Origin of the sequence: Flavobacterium luteum, assembly GCF_008806775.1 — a bacterium.
GTDB classification, from domain to species: domain Bacteria; phylum Bacteroidota; class Bacteroidia; order Flavobacteriales; family Flavobacteriaceae; genus Flavobacterium; species Flavobacterium luteum.
Window position 1 is genome coordinate 1 of record NZ_WAEM01000001.1, and the last position, 19,066, is coordinate 19,066.

Here is a 19,066-nt window from a genome sequence, read left to right on the forward strand (position 1 = left end):
TACCATTTCAACTAATTTTAATGCAATGGGGAAAATTATGGCAGAAATGATTTTGAACGGAAAGAAAAAGCAAATTGAAAATAGGTGCTCTTTAATTATAAGGAACTCGCTTTGATACTATTATTACTTAGATTTTACTGTAAAAGGCTTCAAGCTATATCAACTATGTAGTAACTTCTGGGCGAAAGGAATACAATTTGTCTATGGTGGTCAATGCTTGGATTGTTCAAAAACCAGAGGATTTACTTGGGGTTTATCCAAATGAAGGTCCCGTCTCAAGAGTGATTGATATATGGAAAGCTACAACTCCAGCTATTGATATTCAATCGCCCGATATTTACCTTCCTAACTTCAAAGAAATCATTTCTATGTATCATGGATCTGATAATCCATTACTTATTCTTGAATCAACTGCAGAAGTGGGGAGCTTATTATGCTTATGGACAACACGATGCTATCTGTTTTTCTCCACTAGGAATAGAAGATGCATCAGAGGACTTCTTGTTTAAAAAATCGTATGCTGTATTAAATGAAGTACAACATTTGATTCTAAAATACCAAGGCACAGGAAAAATGGGGGCTGTTTTAAAAGAAGGAAATGAGCAGTCTGCTGAATTAATCCTTGGCGATTACAAACTGAAAGTTATCTATGAAAAACCAGAAGAACCTTGTTTTGGAACAATAATACAAACTGGAGAGGAAGAGTTTACGGTAATTGGAATGAATTTAAAAATCTTTTTTGAATCAACCAAAAAAGGAGAGATTGGGCATATTGGACAAATATGGGAAGGTCGTTACGAAAAAGAACAATGGATTCCAACTCGATTGATGAATGGCGATGAGTCATGGCATAATGCGGTACTAAGAGTGTTTGGCCGTACTTTCGAATCTTTGGCAGATCTCACTAATGAAGAAAAATTAAAAGGAAACCCTAATGCCTATTCTACAGAAACAAAAAAGGTTATTACTACTCCTGGGGTTTATAAAGTTGTAACATATAAGCGCTAAATAATAGACAATTAGTAAATTAATTTATATTTGAGATGTATATAATAATCTAGAATAATTATTCAAATTATTTAACGAAAATACAATTTTTTTATTGTATTATTTGAACTAAATTCAATTATTTGAATTGAAAATAACTCTGTAGGGTTCACAGTATGGGACAAGTCTATTTTTTATCTGGTAATGTGGTCAAAATTAGTTGGTGATTTTTCATTTTAGATTAGTTAAGAATCAATCCTAAAACCTTTGGAGTGATAAGAAATATCGAGATTAGGCTTAAAATTCCAATATTTTTAAGATTAAAAGTAATAACCTCTGATTATATATAAGCAGGTAGAATTTTTTTATAGAGTTAATATTTCTTTAGATGTAAAGCCTGTAATAGTCTATTGATTGATTTAGCTATTAATTTTTTTTAAGAATTCTATATTTTTATAGTTGAGTTAACAATTTTTAAATAAATAAAATTATTGACACTATAAGAATAATGAATAAATAGAGTGTAAAATGAAGTATTTAATTACAAATTAATAAATTTAGTTTGTTTATTTGTTTAATTTTGAATTTTTAATAATTTTTAGTACAAGTTATGATATTATATATTTTTTACTAAATTTAGAAATCATAAAATTAACTTAATATGCAGAATCAAACTCGAATAATTATTGAAAATGTTTCGCCTCAATTAGATTGTGGAGCTTATCCTATAAAAAGAATTGTTGGTCAAAAAGTTATTGTCACAGCTGATATTTTTTCTGATGGACATGATGTTTTACAAAGCTGTGTAAAATTTAAACATGAAAACGATAAAAAATGGCAGGAAGTTCGGATGGTTCCTACTGAAAATGATGAGTGGATTGCTGAATTTAAAGTGGACAAACAAGGTTCATATACCTATTATGTTGAAGGTTGGGTAGACTATGCTTTAAATTGGCAACACGGTACAGAACGAAAGATTCAGGACAATCAATATGTAAAATCGGAGCTTTTGGAAGGTGCAGAATATGTTAGAGCTGTACAAAAAATGGCTACCGATACAGAGAATGATTATCTTAATAGAGTAGCTTATTTATTTGCAACTGAATCTGATTATGATGCTGCAATCCCAGAAGTTACATCCCCAGAATTAAAACAAATATTTACAAAATATCCTGTTCTCTTTTTAGAAAATAAATCTTTAGAACTCCAAGTTTATGTAGACCGAAAAAAAGCATTATTTAGTACTTGGTACGAGTTTTTTCCTCGTTCTGCTTCAGAATTTGATCATAAACACGGTACATTCAAAGACTGTGAGCGACTTTTACCTCGAGTAGAGGCAATGGGTTTCGATACTTTATATTTCCCACCAATTCATCCTATTGGAGAAGTAAATAGAAAAGGAAAAAATAATGCTACCACTGCGCAATTTGGAGACGTAGGTTCGCCGTGGGGTATTGGTTCGCAACATGGAGGACACAAATCAACCCATCCTGAATTGGGAACTATTGATGATTTTAAATCATTAGTGAGAAAAGCGAAAGAATTAGGAATTGAAGTTGCAATGGACTATGCTCTTCAAGCAGCACCAGATCATCCTTATGTAAAAGATTTTCCGCAATGGTTCAAGTGGAGACCAGATGGAACAGTACAATATGCCGAAAATCCACCCAAAAAATACCAAGATATTCAGCCAATTTATTTTGAAAGTAGCGACTGGAAAAACCTTTGGAAAGAATTGCTAGATGTTGCCTTGTTTTGGATTGAAGAATGCGACATAAAAATATATAGAGTCGATAATCCGCATACAAAACCATTTTACTTTTGGGGTTGGTTAATAAGTGAAATTAAGAAAAAACATCCAGATGTATTGTTTTTAGCGGAAGCTTTTACAAGACCGAAAATAATGAATGAATTAGCCAAACAAGGATTTACTCAATCCTATACCTATTTTACTTGGAGAGATTCTAAAAAAGAGTTGATAGATTATGTGACCGAACTTACTACAACAGAACAAAAAGAATTTTACCGACCTAATTTTTGGCCTAATACACCAGATATTAATCCTTTTTCTCTTCAAGGAGGAAGTGAATCAGTACATTTACAAAAGTATTTTCTTGCTGCTACTTTAAGTTCCAATATTGGAATTTACGGGCCTGTTTTTGAACTAATGGTTTGTACACCAATGGCACCTGGAAAAGAAGAGTATTTAAATTCTGAGAAATATGAATATTTTAAATGGGATTGGGATAAAAAAAACAAAATAACAACAGTCATTACACGAATTAATGCAATTAGAAAAGAGCAAATATCATTACAACAAACTAATAATATTGTTTTTTGTGATACCAATAATGACCAAGTCATGGCCTATTATAAATATGATGATGATAAACTTAATGAAACTTTAATGATTGTTAGTTTAAATTCTTATAACCAAAGCCAAGCAATGGTCAGAATGCCATTAGATTATATTGGAAGACAACCAATTCAAGTAATCGATTTAATTACAGGTAATACTTATGATTGGAATAAGGAGTGGAATTATGTTGAGTTGAATCCTGAATTACCCTTTCATTTATTTAAAATTCAAAAATAGATATGGAAAATAAAATTAATGAAGATGAATTTCAAAACCCATTTGTATTTAAAACCGATTGGAAAAATGCTTTTGAAGACGAAGAATTTGTAAAAGTTTTTTCTTCAGATATTTTAGAGAACTATATCATTAATAAAAGATGGTATGGAGGGAAAGCGAGTACTTTAAAATATATTGAAGTGGTAGATTCATTTAAAATTACTTCAAAAAACAACACTTATTATGGTGTTTTGTTAGAAGTAAACTTTAAAGAAGCTTTTTTTCAGAATTATTTTATGCCACTAGGCTTCATGTCAGAATCGGAACTGGATACCAATACCATTATTGCTCCTGTAAAAATGAATGGTCAAGAGGGTTTTTTGGTTGATGCATTACATCAAGAAGATTTTAGAAAACTACTGTTTGATAATATCGTTTCATCAGGGGAAAATTCAGATTCTAAAGTTAAATTTCACAAGGGAATAAAACTGGAAGATAAGGTTTATAAGAGTTCTAAATTTATGGGAGTAGAACAAAGCAATACTTCTATAATTTATAACAATACATTAGTTTTAAAAATTTTTAGAAGAATTTACATCAGTACAAATCCCGATTATGAAATCAGTCGTTTTCTAACAGAACGTATGGATTTTAAAAGTTCACCAGCTTATACTGGAAGTATTAGTGTAGTTTTAGCTGACGGAAATATTACTTTAGGTTTAATGCAGGAATTAGTTCCTAATCAGGGAGATGCGTGGCAATATATGTTAACAGAAACGGATCGGATTTTTGATAATCTAAAAAACAAGAAAATAAAAATCAATAAATTACCTGATATTGAATTGTTTAAAAGATTAGAGCTAAACCAAGTTCCACATGAAATTATTGATTGGGCTGGTTTGAATGTTTTTACTCGAATTCAAACTTTGGCTACCAGAACTGCTGAAATGCATATTGCACTTGGAGGAGATGTTTATGATACCGCATTTACACCAATAACTTATAATGGAGATTATTCAGTCTGGTTGAAAAACAGATTGACCTACCAATTTCAAAATAGATTGAATATTCTAGAAAATAATCTTCATAAACTTGATGGATTAGCACTAGAATTAGCCAATCAGTTTTTAGATAATAAAAAAGAAATCAGAAAACTATTCCTTGATTTCGATTGGACAAAAATGAAATCTGAACGCATTCGCATTCATGGCGATTATCATTTGGGTCAAGTGTTAGTAAATGGGGAAGACTTTGTTATTTTAGATTTTGAAGGGGAACCAGAAAGTACTATTCGAGATAGAAAAGTAAAACAACCACCTTTAAAAGATGTAGCTGGAATGTTTCGTTCTTTTCATTATGCTATTTATGCTACAATTTTTAATAATAAAGACAAATATCCTTATGAACAAAAAGAACTTTTTCAAGCAGGAGAAATTTTGTTTAAATATTTTGTAGGCGTTTTTATTCAAACGTATACAGAAGTTGCACAGTCAGGTAATTTAAATATTGGTTATCGTAAAGAGATAGATTTTTTATTAAAATATTGTCTACTTGAAAAAGCGGTTTATGAACTGGGTTATGAACTAAATTCAAGACCACGTTGGGCTGTAATTCCGTTAACGGGAATTGCTAGTATTATGAATTTTAAATAATTTTAACTTCTTTATAATACAAAATTTTATACCCTTTCAAGATGATTGGGTATTAGCTAATGAAAATTAAATTAATAATATAATGAGTAAAGGACAAATCATCATGAATAAAGTACAATCCTATTCGCTTTTAACCGATTTCGATATCGATTTATTCAAAGCAGGAAAACATTTTAGATTATATGAAAAACTTGGAGCACATCTTATAGAAGTTAATGGAGTAAAAGGGGTATACTTTGCAGTATGGGCACCTTCAGCTCGTTCAGTTTCTGTAGTTGGAGATTTTAATTATTGGATTCAAGGGGAACATCAATTACAGGTTCGTTGGGATTCATCAGGAATTTGGGAAGGATTTATTCCGGGATTAGAAAAAGGAACGACCTACAAATATAAAATACAATCTAATAATAATGGAATTATCACAGAAAAAGCAGATCCATTTGCTTTATATTGTGAGCACCCGCCACATACTGCATCTGTCATTTGGGATTTAGACTATAAATGGAAAGATAAGTCTTGGATGGATAACAGAAAAGATAAAAATGGATTAGACAAACCATATTCTGTTTATGAAGTGCACTTGGGTTCTTGGAAACGCAATGCTGAAGGTAAATTTTTGACTTATGTAGAATTTGCTGAAGATTTAGTAAACTACGTAAAAGAAACAGGTTTTACCCATGTAGAGTTTATGCCAATAATGGAATACCCATATGATCCCTCATGGGGATATCAATTGGTAGGTTATTTTGCACCAACATCTCGATTTGGCAAACCTCAAGATTTTATGCTTTTGGTTGATAAATTACATCAAGCTGGCATTGGCGTAATTTTAGACTGGGTTCCTTCTCATTTTCCTGATGATGCACATGGATTAGGATTTTTTGACGGTTCTAATCTTTTTGAACATCCAGATAGAAGAAAAGGATACCATCCTGATTGGAAAAGTTTAGTATTTAATTACGGAAGAAATGAAGTACGTTCTTTTTTAATAAGTAATGCTATATTTTGGTTGCAACATTATCATGTAGATGGACTTCGTGTAGATGCTGTTGCTTCAATGTTGTATCTAGATTATTCTAGAGAAGAAGGAGAGTGGGAGCCAAATATTTTTGGAGGAAGAGAAAATTTAGACACAATTAGTTTCTTAAAAGATTTTAATGAAGCAGTATATTCTAATTTTGAAGGCGTGCAGACCATTGCTGAAGAAAGCACTTCTTTCCCTATGGTTTCTAGACCAACATTTGTAGGAGGTCTAGGTTTTGGAATGAAATGGATGATGGGCTGGATGCATGATACCTTACAGTATTTCCAGAAAGAGCCCATTTATAGAAAATACCACCAAAATGACCTGACTTTTTCTATGACTTATGCTTTTTCTGAAAATTTTATGTTGCCTTTATCGCATGATGAAGTAGTTTATGGTAAAAAATCTATTGCAGGAAGAATGCCTGGAGACGAATGGCAAAAATTTGCCAATCTTAGGTTATTATATGGCTATATGTTTACGCATCCAGGAACAAAATTATTGTTTATGGGAGCTGAATTTGGACAGAGTAGTGAGTGGAATTTTGAGGGAAGCTTAGATTGGCATTTACTCCAATATGATTTTCATAATGGCATTAAAAAAGTGATTACTGATTTGAATGCTTTATATAAAACATATCCAGCTCTTCATGAAAAACAATTTAGTCCGGAAAGTTTCGAATGGATAAATTATTCGGATCATCAAAATGCAGTAATGTCTTATATCCGAAAAGGGCATAATCCTAAGGATGATTTAATTATTGTGTGTAATTTTACTCCAGTAACAAGAGAGAATTACCGTATTGGATTATCTAAAAAAGGAAAGATTACAGAAATTTTCAATAGTGATGACATTATATATGGAGGAAGCGGTGTTGGTAATTCAAAAGCAATAAAAATTGAAGCTGATCCTTGGAATGGTCGTGATTTTTCCGCCGCTTTGGTTTTACCTCCTTTAAGTGTAACGGTTTTTAAAATGTCATAAAAGAATAAACATTCGATAACGTTTTCGTAAAAAAACAACGAAATATCAAAGCATACCCAAACAAATTTTGTAAGTTTGAAACTTACTAAACCCTTTAAAAAATGGGTTTCTGAATTTAATTTATAATTATGATTACAAATACCGAATTAGAATACAAAGGTGATTTATACCCAACGAAAATCGTTGATTTTAAAAAAGAAGTTGATAGTGTTTATTTCTACACTGATAATAATGTTATTCTAAAAGTTACAGTGCTACGCGATAGCCTAATTCGTTTTCGATATACTACAAAAGGATATTTCAGTAAAGATTTTTCGTATGCAATAGATAAAAAACAGTCGCATGGTTATAATTTTCTAGAGGTTACTGAAGACATAAACTGCTATAACATTCAAACTAATAAAGTTATTTGTAAAGTTCAGAAAGAAGATCTAAGAATTTTAATTACAGATTTAAATGGTCACAGTATTCTAGAAGACGAATTAGGTTTTCATTGGGAAGAAAGCTACCATTTTGGAGGAAATATTGTAAAAATGAGTAAAGCATCTAAAGATGGTGAAAGTTTTTATGGCCTAGGCGACAAAGCAACACAAATGAATTTAAAAGGAAAAAGAGTAGAGAACTTTGCTACTGATCAATATGCTTTTCATAAAGATCAGGAGCCCTTGTATAAAGTAGTCCCTTTTTATATAGGTTTGCAAAATAATCATTCCTACGGAGTTTTCTTTGACAATACTTTTAAATCTACATTTGATTTTTGTCACGAAAGAAGAAATGTAACAAGTTTTTGGGCTGAAGGAGGAGAGATGAATTATTATTTTATTTATGGTCCTCAAATGCAAGATGTGGTTACCACTTATACTCATTTAACAGGAAAACCAGAATTACCCCCGCTTTGGGCTTTAGGATATCACCAATGCAAATGGAGCTATTTTCCAGAAAGTAAAGTTAAGGAGGTTACTAGTAAATTTAGAGAATTAAAAATTCCTTGTGATGCTATTTATTTAGATATAGATTACATGGAAGGTTTTAGATGTTTTACTTGGAGCAAGGAATATTTTCCAGACCCTAAGAGAATGGTTGCAGAATTAGCAGAAGACGGTTTTAAAACAATTGTTATTATAGATCCAGGAATAAAAATTGATAAAGACTATTGGGTATACAAAGAAGCTTTAGAAAAAGATTATTTTTGTAAAAGAGCCGATGGTCCTTACATGAAAGGGAAAGTATGGCCTGGAGAATGTAATTTCCCAGATTATACCAATCCAGAAGTTAGAGAATGGTGGGCAGATTTATTTAAAGAATTGATTTCTGACATAGGTGTCAAGGGGGTATGGAATGATATGAATGAACCAGCTGTTATGGATGTTCCAGGAAAAACATTTCCAATGGATGTTCGTCATGACTATGATGGTAATCCATGTAGCCATAGAAAAGCACATAACATCTATGGAACGCAAATGGCTCGTGCAACGTATCATGGTGTAAAACGATTTGCTTATCCAAAAAGACCATTTGTTATTACGAGATCGGCATATTCAGGAGCACAACGTTATACGTCCTCTTGGACTGGAGATAATGTTGCTTCATGGGAGCATTTATGGATAGCAAATATTCAAGCACAAAGAATGTCTATATCTGGAATGGGTTTTACAGGTTCTGATATAGGAGGTTTTGCAGAACAGCCAACCGGCGAATTATATGCGCGTTGGATACAATTAGGAGTTTTTCACCCTTTTTGTAGAACACACTCCTCAGGTGATCATGGAGATCAAGAACCTTGGTCATTTGATGAGGAAGTAATTAATATAACAAGAAAGTTCGTTGAAATGCGTTATCAATTGCTTCCTTATTTATATACCATGTTTTGGGAATATATAAATGATGGAGTACCAATGTTAAAACCTTTGGTCTATTATGACCAAGCTGATCATCATACACAATATAGAAATGACGAATTTATTTTTGGAAATCAAATTTTAGTTTGTCCTATATTAGAACCAAATGCCATGGGTAGACGTATGTATTTGCCTTCAGGGAATTGGTATAATTATTGGACTAATGAATTAGTTGCAGGAAAAAGAGAATTATGGGTGCAAACTGACTTTGATCAAATTCCGATTTTTGTAAAAGAAGGTGCTATTATTCCAAAATATCCAATTCAACAATATGTTGGAGAATTAGAGTTTGAAGAAATTACTTTAGACGTTTATTTTAAAAATGGAAAAGAAAAATCGGTACTCTATGAAGACGCACAAGATGGATACGATTATAATAAAGGGCGATTTAGTCTAGCTACATTTAATTTAACAGGTAAAGATACTGAGTTAATTATTAAACAACATAAGGAAGGGAAGTTCGATACAAATTACACTAATTTTAAAATTAATTTTCATGGTTTACCATTTAAAGTTAAAAAAATAATGATAGATAAAGAACAAATCACTATAAGCAAAGCTTCAATTGCAACTAAAAGTTTTATTGTTGATAAGAATTTTACTGAAATACATATAATTGGAATTTGATATCTTAAAAATATGAAATAATTTGATATTATTTTACAACTTTAATTTTTGAAAGGATTGTATTTTTGTTTAAATTTTAATAAATAGATATGAAAAAATATATAATTATAATAGGCGTTGTAGGATTAATTTTTTCATGTTCTAAAAATCCATTTACTGGAAAAAAGAACTTAAATTTTGTTTCTAATTCACAATTATTTCCAACATCATTTCAACAGTATTCTACTTTTTTGAATGAAAACAAAGTAATTACGGGTACTGCTGATGCAAAAAGAGTTGAAAACGTGGGATTAAAAATAAAAGTAGCTGCCGAAAAATACCTTAATGCAAATGGATATCCTGGCTATTTAAACGATTACAAGTGGGAATATAAATTAGTTGATAGTAAAGACATAAATGCTTGGTGTATGCCAGGTGGTAAAATTGTAGTTTATTCAGGAATTCTTCCAATAACAAAAGACGAAGCTGGTTTAGCAACAGTTATGGGACATGAAGTTTCACATGCATTAGCCAATCATGGTGCCCAACGAATGAGTGCTGCTCAACTACAACAATTAGGAGCAGTAGGAGTTGCAGTAGCTACAGGTGGGCAAAGTGAAGAAAACCAAAAACTGTGGCAACAAGCCTACGGATTAGGTTCTCAATATGGGGGAATGTTGCCCTTTAGCAGAAGCCACGAAAGCGAAGCCGATATGATAGGATTGACATTAATGGCAATTGCTGGTTATAATCCTGAAACTGCAATAGGGTTTTGGGAACGAATGTCAGCTAAATCTAATGGCGGTGCTCCACCAGAGTTTTTGAGTACACACCCATCTGATGCAACCCGAATTGCAAAAATTAAAAGCTTAATTCCTCAGGCAAAAGCTGAAGCTGCTAAATTTGGAGTTGTATTCAAATAATACTATTAAGAAATTGTAAAAAAAACCGTCTCATTTTTCAAAACGAGACGGTTTTTTTATAGATTAAAAATTATAATCACTTTAAAAGCCAAAATAATCAATTAAATATTTTTTGTTAGCAACAGTACAATTTTATTTTCAGGAAAAAATTCCTTTGCAATAACTTTGATAATAGTAAATGTAGGAACAGCTATTATCATTCCTACTATTCCGAATAGGAAACCTGCAATTAAAATCACTAAAAATATTTCTAAAGGATGTGAACTTACACTTTTAGAAAAGATCAATGGTTGTGAAACATTATTATCAATGACTTGTACTATCCAAAAACCTACTAAAACATAAATTACCAATGGAAAAACTTGTGTTTGAAAATCGCCTCCAAGATTACTCATCATCGTTAGAATAGCTGCTAAAATAGATGCGATTAAGGGTCCAATGTATGGTATGATATTTAAAATGGCACATAAAAAAGCAATAATAATTGCATTTTCAATTCCAAAAAACAATAATACTATAGCATAAAGAATAAAAACAATAAATAGTTGCAGTAAAAGTCCAATAAAGTATCGAGATAATAAATGGTTTATTTTGTTAAATGAATTTAGAATTTGACTTTCGTGATTATCAGGAATTAACTGTTTCAATCCCTCAACCATTAATTGCCTGTCTTTAAGAAAAAAGAATGTAATAAATAGAACAGATGCTATTCCCATTCCAAAACTGCTCAGAATACCTATCAATGAATTTAGAAAATTAGGAATAAATTCTAAGTTAAATTTAGAAATTAGATTTCCTTCTTTCATGATTTTTGAAGCATCAATGTTGTGACTTTCAAGAAAAACGCTAATTTGTTGTATTAATTGAAGACTATTTTTTTCTATTTCGTTAATATTCAAAAGTGCTAGATTTTGTCCTTGGTCAATGATTAAAGGAATAAAAAGCATTATAATTCCCGAGATAATTAATATAAAAAATAATAAAGTGGTTATTGTGGCAAAAATATGCTTGAATTTTAATCTCCTTTTTAAAAAATCTAAAATTGGATTTCCTATTAAGGTCAGTACTAATGAAACGATGAGGTAAATAATTACAGACTGGATTTTATAGAATAAAAACAGAACTAAAATAGCTGTAACAACTACAATTAGAGCTCTTAAAATGCCACTAGCAATAATTTTTGAGTTCATAATTAATCGAGATTAGTTAATAAAAATATAATTTAAAATATTTGCACCCATTTTTAAAGCTTTTAATCTTACTTCTGTAGGGTCATTATGAACTTCAACATCTTCCCATCCATCACCTAAATCGGTTTCAAAAGTATAAAGCATCACCAATCTATTTTCAATAAAAATACCAAAAGCTTGTGGTCGCTTTCCATCATGTTCATGAATTTTCGGAATTCCTGTTGGAAAAGAATAGGGTTTTTGAAAAATAGCATGAGTAGACGGAATTTCTACAAGAGGAATATTTGGAAATATTTTTTTTATTTCTTTCCTAATATATTCATCCATTCCATAATTGTCATCAATATGCAAGAAACCTCCCGAGGTCATGTAATTTCTTAGATTTATGATGTCGGAATCGCTAAAAACTACATTACCGTGTCCCGTCATGTGTATAAAAGGATAGGAAAATAAGTCAGGACTACTAGGTTCAACTAAGCCGGGTTTTGGTTTTATTCTTGTATTATTATTCTGATTGCTAAATTTTATTAAATTGGGAAGTGAAGTAGGATTTGCATACCAATCGCCGCCACCATTGTATTTAAGTAAAGCAATTTCTTGCGAACTGGCAATAGTTACAATTAAGAGAAGCAATAAATAATAAACCTTTTTCATTTTCTATGATTCATTTACAAAAGCAATACTATGACATACTACGATAGCAGCGGTTTCAGTTCGTAATCTAGTGTTTCCCAAAGATACAGGAATGTATTTGTGTTCTAAAGCAAGTTGAATTTCTTTTTCAGAAAAATCCCCTTCAGGACCTATTAAAATAGTTGCGTTTTCATTAGGTTTCAAAACGTCTTTTAGTAATTTTTTGTTGGTTTCCTCGCAATGTGCAATATATAATTGATCTTTATTTTTAATTTTTATAAAGTCTTTAAACAAAATTGGCTCATTCAATTTGGGTAAATGCAATTGATTCGATTGCTTCATTGCAGATTGAATAATTTTATCAAATCTATCGGTCTTTATTATTTTTCTTTCAGAATGGTCGCAAATAATAGGAGTAATTTCAGTAATTCCTATTTCAGTGGCTTTTTCTAAAAACCATTCGTATCGATCATTCATCTTTGTTGGCGCAACCGCTAAATGCAACTGATATTTTGGTGTTGGCGCTTTTTCAATAGAAACAATTTTCACGGTACATTTTGTGTCAGATGCTAAAGTAATTTCTGTTTTAAATAAATAACCTAATCCATTAGTTACAAATAATATATCTGTATCTTTTTTACGTAATACTTTAATAATATGTTTACTTTCTTCTCGGTCAAAAGAAAAGAATTCAGAGGTCTCGTTAATGGCTGGATTATAAAATAATTGCATATTTAAAATTGTATTCTTGCTTTCGAAACTACATCAGAAGTTTCAAATTTTCCTAATAAAAACTTTTGATAACCTACAATTCCAATCATTGCAGCATTATCTGTTGTGTATTCAAATTTTGGAATATAGGTCTTCCATCCGAATTTTTGTTCAGCTTCTTTCAATGTTTTCCTAATTCCCGAATTAGCCGAAACACCACCTCCAATTGCAATTTGTTTAATTCCAGTTGTTGCAACCGCTAGTTGTAATTTATCCATTAAAATTTCAATAATCGTATGCTGAATTGAAGCACAAATATCATTTAAATTTTCTTCAATAAAATTTGGGTTTTCAAAGGTCTTCTTTTGAATAAAATACAAAATCGCCGTTTTTAATCCTGAAAAACTAAAATCTAATCCAGGTACTTTAGGTTTTGTAAAAGTAAAGGCTTTAGGATTTCCTAATTGAGCATATTTATCTACTAAAGGTCCGCCAGGATAGGGTAATCCTAGTATTTTAGCACTTTTATCGAAAGCTTCACCTACGGCATCATCAGTAGTTTCGCCAATAATTTCCATATCAAAAAAAGAATTGACTTTTATAATTTGAGTGTGTCCGCCAGAAATGGTTAATGCTATAAAAGGAAAACTAGGTTTGTCGAATCCTTCTTCATCAATAAAATGAGCTAAAACATGAGCCTGCATATGATTGACTGCAATTAATGGAATATTTAAAGCTAATGCCATTGATTTAGCAAACGAACTCCCTACAAGTAAAGATCCCATAAGTCCAGGTCCTTGCGTAAATGCAATAGCCGAAAGCTGCTCTTTATTAATATTTGCTACCTTTAAAGCAGCATCTATTACGGGTACAATATTTTGCTGATGTGCACGCGAAGCTAACTCTGGAACAACACCTCCATATTGATTATGAATGAGCTGATTGGCCACAACATTTGATAATACTTTATCGTTTTGCAATACAGCAGCAGCGGTATCATCGCAAGAACTTTCGATGGCAAGTATAAAAACTGCTTCATGTTGCATAAAAGAGCACGATTTTTGATTTATATTTGATAAACCGATTTAAAAATTTTATTTTTACAGCGAAGCCAAAATTAAAGATTTTTTTATTAAAAGGCTTCTACTTTCCTTATCAATATTGAAATTTCAGGAATAAATTTAAATAGCAACACGAATTAAAAGATTAAAAAAAATAGTATTTCGTTCTCTTCTCCTACTGGTTCTACTTTTGTTAGGATTAGGTATTGCATTAACGCTACCATTTGTTCAAACTAAGATTGCACAATATGCAACAGCTGAAATTAACAAAAGCTACAAAACCAATATCAATATCGAACAGATTAGTATTACCGTTTTTGGAGGTGTTAAACTAAAAAGAATTTTAATTTTTGATCATCATAAAGACACATTAATTTACGCTAAAAGAATAAATACCAATGTTTTAGATTTTAAAAAATTAACTTCTGGAGATTTGCATTTTGGAGATATTAGATTAGATGTTTTGACCTTGAACATGAAAACTTATAAAGGTGAACATGAAACCAATCTCGATAAATTTATTGCATCTTTTGATTCAGGTAAGCCTTCAAAAAAGAAATTTTTACTAACCGCAAATAATGCTTATATAACTAATAGCAGGTTCATTCTTATTGATGAAAACAGGAAAATTCCTAAAGATGTCGATTTTACAAAGTTAAACGCAAACATGAGCTCTTTTAAAATTCATGGACCCAATGTTTCAACAACTATCGAAAAAATGTCCTTTCAAGACCATAGAGGTTTATTTGTTAAAAACCTTTCGTCCCAATTTTCATATACAAAAACACATATACTTCTTGATAATTTAGATGTCACTACCACTCATTCTTTGTTGAAAGGAAATGTCCGTTTAAATTACATTAGGGAAGATTTTCATGATTTTAATAATAAAGTTCATTTTTTAATAGATGTAGATCAAGCTTCATTATCTACAAATGATATTCATTATTTTTATAATGAAATAGGAAAAGATCAATTTTTTACTTTCAAAGCACTATTAAAAGGTACTCTGAATGATATTGTTGCTAAAAATCTGAATTTAATTGATGGAAAAAAATCTCAAATTATTGGGAACGTAAATTTTAAAAATCTTTTTGGAAAAAACGGTCAGCGATTTTATATGAAAGGTAGTTTTGATAAAGTATCTTCTAATTATGATAACCTCGTTGCCTTATTACCAAATATTTTAGGAAAAAAATTACCTTCTAGTTTAAAAAAAATTGGTCAATTTAATTTCATAGGAAAATCGGAAATAACAACCACTTATATCAAAGCCGATTTTTATATGACTACCGCTTTAGGTAATATTCAATCGAAATTAATGATGAATAATATAAACAACATTGATAATGCTACTTATACTGGAAATATAATTTTAGAACAATTTAATATTGGTGCGTTTTTGAATAAGAAAGATTTAGGCAAAGTATCTTTAAATTTAGATGTAGATGGAAAAGGTTTTAAACAAAAATATTTAAACACCACTTTCTCAGGTGATATTTACAAATTACAATATAAAGATTATGATTATTCTAAAATTATTGTAGACGGAAATTTTAAAGATCCTATTTTTAAAGGTAAAGTATTTATAAATGATCCCAATTTGTTTATGGATTTTGATGGACTTGTAAATTTAGGCAAAAAAGATATTGGTTATAATTTTCATACTAAGATTGATTATGCTAATTTAAAAAATCTAAAATTAGTAACAAAAGACACCATTTCTGTTTTTAAAGGTGATATTAGAATGAATGTTTCTGGTAACAGTTTAGATAATTTAGTTGGAGATATCTACATAAACGAAACATCCTATCAAAACAATAAAGACACTTACTATTTTGATGATTTCACTATAAATTCTAGTTTCGATTCTGATTTGCTGAGAACCATAACTATTAATTCACCTGATATTATAGAGGGAAAAGTAGTAGGGAAATTCAAAGTAAATCAGCTTCAAAAAATGCTTGAGAACTCTTTCGGAAGTCTTTATGCGAATTACAATCCAAATAAAATCATAAAAGGGCAATTCCTTAAATTCGATTTTGCCATTTACAATAAAATTATTGAAGTGTTTTACCCCGGAATTAATATAGGTAAAAACACAGTCTTTAAAGGAAATATTAATTCTGATAATGATGAATTTAAACTCAATTTTAATTCGCCAGAAATTGATGCATACTCCAATTCATTTCATAATTTAGCTATAAAAATTGACAATAAAAACCCACTATATAATACGTATATTCAACTTGATAGTATAAAAACAAAATATTATAAAGTGAATGATTTTAGTTTAATAAATGTAACCACTAAAGATACATTGTTTCTTCGATCAGAGTTTAAAGGCGGTAATGCATCTCAAGATTATTACAATTTAAATTTATACCATACTATTAATAAAGAAGGAAAGAGTGTTGTAGGAATTAAAAAATCAGAACTTAAGTTCAAAGATTATTTATGGTTTTTAAATGAAAATGAAGATTTAAAAAACAAGATTGTTTTTGATAAAGCACTTAAGAATTTTTCAATTGAGAATGTAGTTATGTCTCATGAAAATCAAAAAATTGAGTTGATGGGAGAGTTGAAAGATTTGGCCTATAAGGATTTAAAATTAGATTTTCAGAATGTCGAAATTAATAAAATTTTACCTACTGTTGAAAAGTTTAAGCTAGACGGAAGTTTAAATGGAAGTGTAAGTCTTAAACAAATAAACACCATATACCAACCTACATCATCCATACAGATTGATAATTTCAGCATTAACAATATTGCTTTGGGAAGCCTCAATTTAGATATCGAAGGAGATGAAAGTTTCAAAAAATTCAATCTCAATTCAGTTTTAGAAAACGAAAATGTAGAATCTTTTTCAGCAAATGGAGAAATAGAAATTGTAAATAACACTACTAGTTTAGATTTAGATTTAAATTTAGAAAGTTTCAATTTAGGAATTTTAAGTCCTTTAGGAGGAGAAGTTATTTCAAATATTAGAGGTTTTGCTTCTGGAAAGTCAAATATTCGAGGCGAAATAAATGATTTAGACATAAATGGAAGACTTTTTGTTAAAAAAGCAGGTCTAAAAATTCCCTACCTAAATGCGGATTACAATATTGAGGACAATGCAGTAGTAGACGTAACGGAAAGTAAATTTTTATTTAGAAACGCAATTTTAAAAGATTCTAAATTCAATACAGAAGGAAAATTAAACGGAAGTATAGGACACAAAAATTTTTCAGATTGGAAATTAGATTTAAATATAAATTCAAACAGATTTTTAGCATTAGACACTAAAGATAGCGAAGATGCAGCTTATTTCGGAACGGCATTTATAGACGGATATGCCACCATAAAAGGACCAACAAATGCTCTATTTATAAAAGTGAATGCAAAATCAGAAAAGGGAACTTCAATGAAAATTCCAATTAATGATAAAGAAGTAATAGGCAGTAATAGTAATTTTCATTTTAAAACATTTGATGAAAAGTACAATTTAAACACTGATAAAAAGGTTATTGTTAGAAATTATCAAGGCTTAGAGTTGGAATTTGATTTTGATATTAACCCAAATGCTGAAGTTGAAGTAATATTAGATCGAAATTCAGGACATGGTATGAAAGGAAAAGGATTTGGTTCGTTATTATTTAAAATTAACACACTAGGAAAGTTTAATATGTGGGGAGATTTTCAAGCTTTTGAAGGAACTTACAACTTTAAATATGGAGGGCTTATCAATAAAAAATTTGATATTAAAAAAGGAGGAACTGTTGTTTGGGAAGGTGATCCAATGAAAGCGATTTTAAATTTAGATGCCATTTACAAAACTACCGCAAATCCATCTGTTTTATTAGACAATACTACTTTTAATAGAAAAGTAGATTTAGAGGTAGTAATTGGATTGAAAGGTAATTTAAGCAATCCTGACCCTGATTTTAATATAAATTTCCCCAGTTTGAGTCCAATTTTAAGATCTCAAATTCAAACTAAATTAGATGATAGAGACTTTAGACAAAAGCAAGCTCTAATACTATTATCTACAGGAGGTTTTTTAGCAGTTGATGGAATAGATCAATCATCAATAACGAACAACTTATATGAAAAATTTGGAGATGTTTTTGGAAATATATTTAAAGATAATGAATCTAAAATTTCAGTAGGAGTAAATATAGTTTCTGCAAATAGGAACCCTGGGGCGCAAACTGATGGTAGAGTAGGAGTTACAGTTTCTACAAAAATTAACGAGCGAATTTCAATAAATGGTAAATTAGGAGTTCCAGTAGGAGGAATAAATGAATCTGCTATTGTAGGCGATATCGAAATTCAATATAGAGTTAATGAAGATGGAACGTTAAATCTTCGAGGATTTAATAGAGAAAATGATATTAATTTAATAGGACAAAGTATTGGTTACACTCAAGGAATTGGTATTTCATATGAAGTAGATTTTGATACTTTTAAAGAATTATTACATAAGATTTTTAAAAATCAAACCATCGAAAAAGTAACTCCAACTAAAACCCCAACAAATATAGAAGATTCTAATCTGTTACCTGACGACATTAACCCGAAAGGAAACAATAAAAATGAGCCTGTATTGCCTAAAACAAATTCAGACGCTATTCCTACTAAAGAGGAATAAAAAGTCAGAATGATTATACTTGTATTATCTTTTCAATTTAAATATTTTACATATTTGTAAATTATTTAAACATATTTTCGCTAAAAACGCAAAATACTAGTATAAAATAAATGAAGCTAACAAAAACTTATTAACAAAAACGTTTGAAATCATAATGCTATACAAATTAATTATAATCACTATCTCTAA

11 protein-coding genes are annotated in these 19,066 nt (G+C 30.2%); 7 read left to right on the forward strand and 4 right to left on the reverse strand.

Going from position 1 to position 19,066, the window contains the following annotated elements; genetic code table 11:
* The first annotated feature begins 375 nt into the window (after nucleotides 1–375).
* The 6 genes from F6464_RS00010 (at nucleotide 376) to F6464_RS00035 (ending at nucleotide 10,649) form a co-directional block, all read left to right on the forward strand.
* Nucleotides 376–1,008, forward strand: coding sequence for a DUF5597 domain-containing protein (locus tag F6464_RS00010; RefSeq protein WP_151105698.1), 633 nt, complete (start codon nucleotides 376–378; stop codon nucleotides 1,006–1,008).
* Nucleotides 1,009–1,648: 640 nt separating this feature from the next.
* Nucleotides 1,649–3,583 carry an alpha-1,4-glucan--maltose-1-phosphate maltosyltransferase gene (locus F6464_RS00015; RefSeq protein WP_151105699.1) on the forward strand — a complete coding sequence of 645 codons (1,935 nt, stop codon included), beginning with the start codon at nucleotides 1,649–1,651 and terminating at the stop codon, nucleotides 3,581–3,583.
* A gap of 2 nt (nucleotides 3,584–3,585) precedes the next feature.
* Complete coding sequence (locus F6464_RS00020; protein ID WP_151105700.1) at nucleotides 3,586–5,214, forward strand: maltokinase N-terminal cap-like domain-containing protein; 1,629 nt, start codon at nucleotides 3,586–3,588, stop codon at nucleotides 5,212–5,214.
* Nucleotides 5,215–5,317: 103 nt separating this feature from the next.
* On the forward strand, nucleotides 5,318–7,222 hold the full coding sequence (glgB, locus tag F6464_RS00025) for a 1,4-alpha-glucan branching protein GlgB (protein ID WP_151106468.1): 1,905 nt from the start codon (nucleotides 5,318–5,320) through the stop codon (nucleotides 7,220–7,222).
* Nucleotides 7,223–7,350: 128 nt separating this feature from the next.
* The gene (locus F6464_RS00030; RefSeq protein ID WP_151105701.1) at nucleotides 7,351–9,747 is read left to right on the forward strand and encodes a glycoside hydrolase family 31 protein; all 2,397 of its coding nucleotides are present in this window, start codon (nucleotides 7,351–7,353) and stop codon (nucleotides 9,745–9,747) included.
* A gap of 89 nt (nucleotides 9,748–9,836) precedes the next feature.
* The gene (locus tag F6464_RS00035; RefSeq protein WP_151105702.1) at nucleotides 9,837–10,649 is read left to right on the forward strand and encodes a M48 family metallopeptidase; all 813 of its coding nucleotides are present in this window, start codon (nucleotides 9,837–9,839) and stop codon (nucleotides 10,647–10,649) included.
* Between the two features lie 101 nt (nucleotides 10,650–10,750).
* Here F6464_RS00035 and F6464_RS00040 read toward each other — a convergent pair whose 3' ends face one another.
* From F6464_RS00040 to tsaD, 4 genes are read right to left on the reverse strand one after another with little or no spacing between them, the layout of a single operon-like run.
* Nucleotides 10,751–11,842, reverse strand: a complete 1,092-nt coding sequence (locus F6464_RS00040) for an AI-2E family transporter (RefSeq protein WP_191963318.1) — start codon at nucleotides 11,840–11,842, stop codon at nucleotides 10,751–10,753.
* 9 nt (nucleotides 11,843–11,851) lie between these two features.
* Nucleotides 11,852–12,493, reverse strand: a complete 642-nt coding sequence (locus F6464_RS00045) for a DUF4159 domain-containing protein (RefSeq protein WP_151105704.1) — start codon at nucleotides 12,491–12,493, stop codon at nucleotides 11,852–11,854.
* A gap of 3 nt (nucleotides 12,494–12,496) precedes the next feature.
* The gene (locus tag F6464_RS00050) at nucleotides 12,497–13,204 is read right to left on the reverse strand and encodes a 16S rRNA (uracil(1498)-N(3))-methyltransferase (protein ID WP_151105705.1); all 708 of its coding nucleotides are present in this window, start codon (nucleotides 13,202–13,204) and stop codon (nucleotides 12,497–12,499) included.
* Nucleotides 13,205–13,206: 2 nt separating this feature from the next.
* On the reverse strand, nucleotides 13,207–14,229 hold the full coding sequence (gene tsaD, locus F6464_RS00055; RefSeq protein ID WP_151105706.1) for a tRNA (adenosine(37)-N6)-threonylcarbamoyltransferase complex transferase subunit TsaD: 1,023 nt from the start codon (nucleotides 14,227–14,229) through the stop codon (nucleotides 13,207–13,209).
* A 205-nt stretch (nucleotides 14,230–14,434) separates the two neighbouring features.
* On the opposite strand from tsaD, the gene F6464_RS00060 reads away from it, so the two are divergent.
* Entirely contained in the window at nucleotides 14,435–18,877 is a 4,443-nt protein-coding gene (locus F6464_RS00060; RefSeq protein ID WP_151105707.1) for a translocation/assembly module TamB domain-containing protein, read from the forward strand.
* Nucleotides 18,878–19,066: the final 189 nt, after the last annotated feature.